Consider the following 4916-nt stretch of genomic DNA (forward strand, 5'->3'; position numbering starts at 1 on the left):
AATATATTTGGTATAAGAATTGTTTTGGGTAAAAATAAATATTATTTTTTTTATAAAAATAAAAAAAAGTAGTTTTTTATAAGCCAAATATATTTAAGTGTAATATTTATAGTTGCTTGTATTAACTAAATGCTATTATTTACCGTATTTTGCGTTAGGAATAGTAGTGGAAATCCTTTAGAACCCCCCTCCAGCCCCAAATAGGGATGTTGTATTGCACAAATATAGTTTCTGAATGTGGTAATCAATAAAAATTATTTCACAGAATTATATTTCTTTTGGAGTTCAATGAACGTTGTTTGCAACGGACAACCCGACCTTTGTGATAACGCCCAAGATATGTTGATGTTAATTTGCTGTTTTATTTAGGGTTTAGCCATTGCATTCTAGTAATTTGAGGATTTCGTTTTCAACAAAAGTACTGTTCCAAAGTTCGTTTATGCCATCTATTGCTAATATTTTTTGCATGATTTTGTCTTGAGCCTCGCCTTGTGCCAATGCTTCACTATAAGGTCTGTGGCTAAAAGTAACTCTGCTATAAAGTGGTGCCCATTTGTCTGGATGTTTTTCAGAGAAATGTTTTTCAATTTTTTTTTGCAATATAAAAGTGGTATCAGCAGTTTTGGTGCTCATTTCTACAAAATTTCTAAAAGACAATTCCGCAATGGCATCTGCATTTGGTTTACGTGATTTTTGATATTCCATAAATATAGCCGACCAATCGTTTGGGTGTTGTTGAATCATGTCATATAAAACCGTAATATCTTCAAAACCTGCATTCATTCCCTGACCATAAAAAGGTACAATGGCATGTGCTGCATCGCCAATAAGTGCCACTTTGTTTTCAAATGTCCATGGATAACATTTCATCGTTACGAGTGTACTGGTAGGATTTTTAAAAAAATCTTCTACTAAATTTGGAATAATATCAACGGTATCGGGTAAATTTTCTTTAAAAAAATCTTCTACTTCTTGCTTGCTTTGCAAGGATTCCAAAGAGTTTTTGCCCTCAAAGGGCATAAAAAGCGTACATGTAAAACTTCCATCTAAATTAGGCAATGCAATAAGCATGTATTGTCCTCTGGGCCAAATATGAAGTGCATGTTGGTCTAATTTATAGCTACCATCGCTATTGGCAGGAATATTTAATTCTTTGTAACCAATATCTAAAAATTCTTGCGAGTAATTGAACCTGTTTTGTCGTTGCATGCGATGTCTGATTCTGGAAAAAGCACCATCTGCTCCAAATACCATATCATATTTTAAATCTGTCCAAGCTTCATGTTCTGATTCGCCTACATGCAAGGTAGCTTCAGACAAAGTTATATCCCAAACTTTATGTTCAAAGAAAAAAGTAACTCCAGCATTTTCAGCCAAATCAATCATTTTTTTATTTAAAACCCCTCTCGAAATAGAATAAATGCACTCGCCATCTTTGCCATAAAATTGATTGCTTATTTGAGTTCCAATATGTATAGCCCGCTTGGCAAGTGGAATGGCAATTTTTCTAATATCTGCTCCAATTCCTGCTTCGTCCAATGCTTTCCAGCCTCTGTTTGACATTGCCAAATTGATAGACCTTCCAGAAAAATTGATTGATCTAATATCTGGACTTCTATCAAAAATGTGCACGGTATGGCCTGCTTTCCGAAGGTAAATTCCTAATAAAGACCCAACTAATCCCGAACCTACAATGGCTATTTTTTTGGTTTCTTGCATGAGTTTTTGTTTTTATTTGGGCTAATATATGGTTTTAGAATCTTTGGCAGATTCTAAAATATAAGCCATAAGCCAAGCAATTTGACCTTGTTTTACAAAATATATTTTTTTGTCCTTTGGCTCATCTAAATTTTGAATGGCCGATAATAATATGTTATTTGCAGTAATCAAATGCCTTTGAGAGTAGGTATTTAATACTTTTTCAATTTCTGGATTGGTTTTGGATAATGTTTCAAATTTTGTAAAATTTCCAATCAAATCCAACTGGTGTTTTGATACTTCTTCTAAAGTAATTTTATGAAAATTTTCTATGGGGGCAGTAGCTGTCAAAGTAGCAAAAGCCCAAACGGCACCACCAGAAAGGTAAACATTTTTTTTGGTTCGTGTACCTTCTCTCATGTCATACATTTTGTTGATTTCTTTTTTTAAAGTATCCTGAAATTGATAGCTGGTTTTTAAAAAATCTTCAAAAGAATCTGATGAACTGTGTTTTTTAATTTTTTCTGTAAATGTAACTGTAGCATAATTCATACTCAATGGCATTAAAACAAAATTTTCTTCATTATATAATCCAATATAACCTCCTTTTGTATTACCTCCACCAATATCTAATATCAATGAATTTAAATACCTGTTTGCGGGTATGCCTCCCTTAACCAACAATCGGGCTTCGAGTTCTGAATTGATCACTTCAGCATTTTTTTGAGTTAATTCTTTGATTTTATCAACCAAAACACTAACATTTTTGGCCATACCAACTCCTGATGAAATGATGATGTAAATCTTTTCTTTGCTTACATGGTGCGTGTCTTGTAATTTATTGAAATTTTGTTGGATAACTTGATACGTATTTTCTAAATCATCAAGATGCAAATTACCATCTATAGCTATACCTCTTGCTAAAGCTGTATTTTCTGTCCAAAATTCTTTGATATCAAACAGGTTTTTTTTAGCATTGTGTATGTCCATTACTGTAATTTTAATGCCTTTGCCTCCAATTTCGATACCACCATATAAATTTTGGGAAATAATAGTATTGATACAAATGAAATTGATGAAAAATATAAATAAAAATGTTGTTTTTTTTGTGAAACTCATATAAAAAAGCCTTTTTGGATAGATAATAAATAGAAAAAAACCATCAATTGAAAATAATGGGCAACTTTGCTTATTTGCTCTTCCGTGCCGAATCTACAATATAGGACAGCAGCCAAGCTATTTGACCTTGTCTTACAAAATAATAATTTTTAGATTCTGGATTTTCTAAATTGGATACCAGTTGATTGATGATTGTACTCCCAGCTATAATGGTTTCTCTTGGAAATGTTTTTAAAACCCTTTCGTATTCGGTACTTACAAAACTTCTTTTTACATATTTGTCATAATTATCCATAATTTCTTTATGATATTGTGTCAAATCAGAATATGTAAACATTTCATAATCTTCGTTTGAATAGGGTTTGGATAAAGTAATAAAGGCCCATACAGATCCACCAAGTAAATATACATTAGATTTAGATTTTGAAGTAGGGTTTTTATTATACATCGTTTTAATGGCTTGATTGAGCGTGTCTTTAAACTTGTTTGTCTCATCTACAATTCCAAATGTACTATTGCCACTTATTTTTCTGATGCGTTCGGTTAGTGTAGTGGTGCCAAATTTCATTCCCAATGGCATAAACGAAAATGTATTGTTCTTTTCTACATTAACAATTCCCCCTTTTACACTGCCACTGCCAATGTCTAATATTAAGGAATTGGTATATTCTTTTTGTGGAATAGCTCCTTTTATAATCATTTTCGACTCTAAATCCGATGATATAAAATCAATATTTCGAGTTGTTAAGGTATTGATTTTATTGATTAAATCTTGCTTGTTCTTTGCAACCCCAACACTAGACGAGGCTATTACAAAAATGTTTTTTGCTGCTATGCTAAAATCTTTTTTCATAGCTTCTATCAAATCAAAAACAATATAACTGGTTTCATCTATATCTTTTTGAGTAAAATTACCTTCAGCATCAATATTTTTTATAATATTGGTATTTCTTGTCCAGGTCTTGATTATTTCAAACTGTCCAATTTGCAAATCCTCAATTTTTATTACAGATACTTTGATGCCTTTTCCTCCAATTTCTATGCCTCCATACACGTCTTGCCCCCATGTGAGCATACTACCAAGGAAAAACAATACAACGAATAGGTGTTTTTTTTTCATTTTAAAATTCATTTATGTTTAAAGTTTTTGTTGGGTTTGTAGGTTTCGTTATTTTGAAATTTGGGGCTATTTTCAAATTAATTTTGATTTAGTAATTAGGAATTATGTTATTGTATTTTCCGTTTCTACTTTTTGTTTTTTTAGTTTCTTTTTCTTCTGGTACTTTTTTTTCTGTTTCGTTAATGTTTACGTCTTTTTCAATACTTTTTTCGGCAGTTGTATTTTTTAGCGGTTGTTTATCAACCATTTTTTCAGTCTCTGCAATGGTACTCTTTTTTTCAACATTAGACTTTACAACCTCGTCTTTAATAGGTTTTAAATTCGCAATCTTATTTTTTTTCTTGTAAATTTTATTTTTTTGCATATCATTACTGTCAATTGTCAATTCCGATTGGTCTTGTTCTAAATTAAGCAAAACTTTTTCATTTACCATCGTGTCTGTTGTCAATGTTGTTTCTCTTGCTCCGTCTATATATTGTTCAGAAAGATTGTTTTTAGCTAGCGTATCTTCGGGTTGGACACTTGCATTTTCTTTATCCTTGCACGAAATCAAACCAATTAATGTTATAAAAACCAATGCTTTAGCATATAAAGTGTCATAATTTTTCATAAGTTCCCATTTTTTATTGATTATAAATATTTTTAACTAAAACACATCACTTTTTTTATTAAAAAAGTGTTTTTTTAGAAACACAAACTTAATAAAATAAAATAGTTTTAACATATTTTTTTAAATTTAATTTCTTTTTTTTTATTTTTCATAAATTAAATAAAAATGCTATTTTTGTAAAGACTAAAAATTAAAACACGTTTTATAATTATGAAAAAAATTACGCAACTAACCATGCTATTGATAGCAAATTTAGCGTTGGCCCAATCAAACTATTTTATTACAGAAAAAAATGGTTTGTTTGGTGTTATTGATAGCAAAGGAACACAAATTGTGAAACCAAAGTACGATAAAATAGAAAAATTTGGT

4 protein-coding genes are annotated in these 4916 nt (G+C 30.6%); all 4 read right to left on the bottom strand.

The window, feature by feature from the left end:
* Window positions 1-372: 372 nt before the first annotated feature.
* The 4 genes from B0A58_RS05970 to B0A58_RS05985 all read right to left on the bottom strand — a co-directional run bounded on the left by B0A58_RS05970 (window position 373) and on the right by B0A58_RS05985 (window position 4547).
* The gene (locus B0A58_RS05970) at window positions 373-1719 is read right to left on the bottom strand and encodes an FAD-dependent oxidoreductase (RefSeq protein ID WP_089080279.1); all 1347 of its coding nucleotides are present in this window, start codon (window positions 1717-1719) and stop codon (window positions 373-375) included.
* Between the two features lie 21 nt (window positions 1720-1740).
* Window positions 1741-2817 carry a Ppx/GppA phosphatase family protein gene (locus B0A58_RS05975; RefSeq protein WP_089080280.1) on the bottom strand — a complete coding sequence of 359 codons (1077 nt, stop codon included), beginning with the start codon at window positions 2815-2817 and terminating at the stop codon, window positions 1741-1743.
* A gap of 70 nt (window positions 2818-2887) precedes the next feature.
* Window positions 2888-3937 (bottom strand): Ppx/GppA phosphatase family protein, encoded by a 1050-nt coding sequence (locus B0A58_RS05980; RefSeq protein WP_165766301.1) that lies wholly within the window; start codon window positions 3935-3937, stop codon window positions 2888-2890.
* An 88-nt stretch (window positions 3938-4025) separates the two neighbouring features.
* Window positions 4026-4547 carry a hypothetical protein gene (locus B0A58_RS05985; protein WP_089080282.1) on the bottom strand — a complete coding sequence of 174 codons (522 nt, stop codon included), beginning with the start codon at window positions 4545-4547 and terminating at the stop codon, window positions 4026-4028.
* Window positions 4548-4916: the final 369 nt, after the last annotated feature.

The organism is Flavobacterium branchiophilum NBRC 15030 = ATCC 35035 (genome assembly GCF_002217205.1).
Classification (GTDB): domain Bacteria; phylum Bacteroidota; class Bacteroidia; order Flavobacteriales; family Flavobacteriaceae; genus Flavobacterium; species Flavobacterium branchiophilum.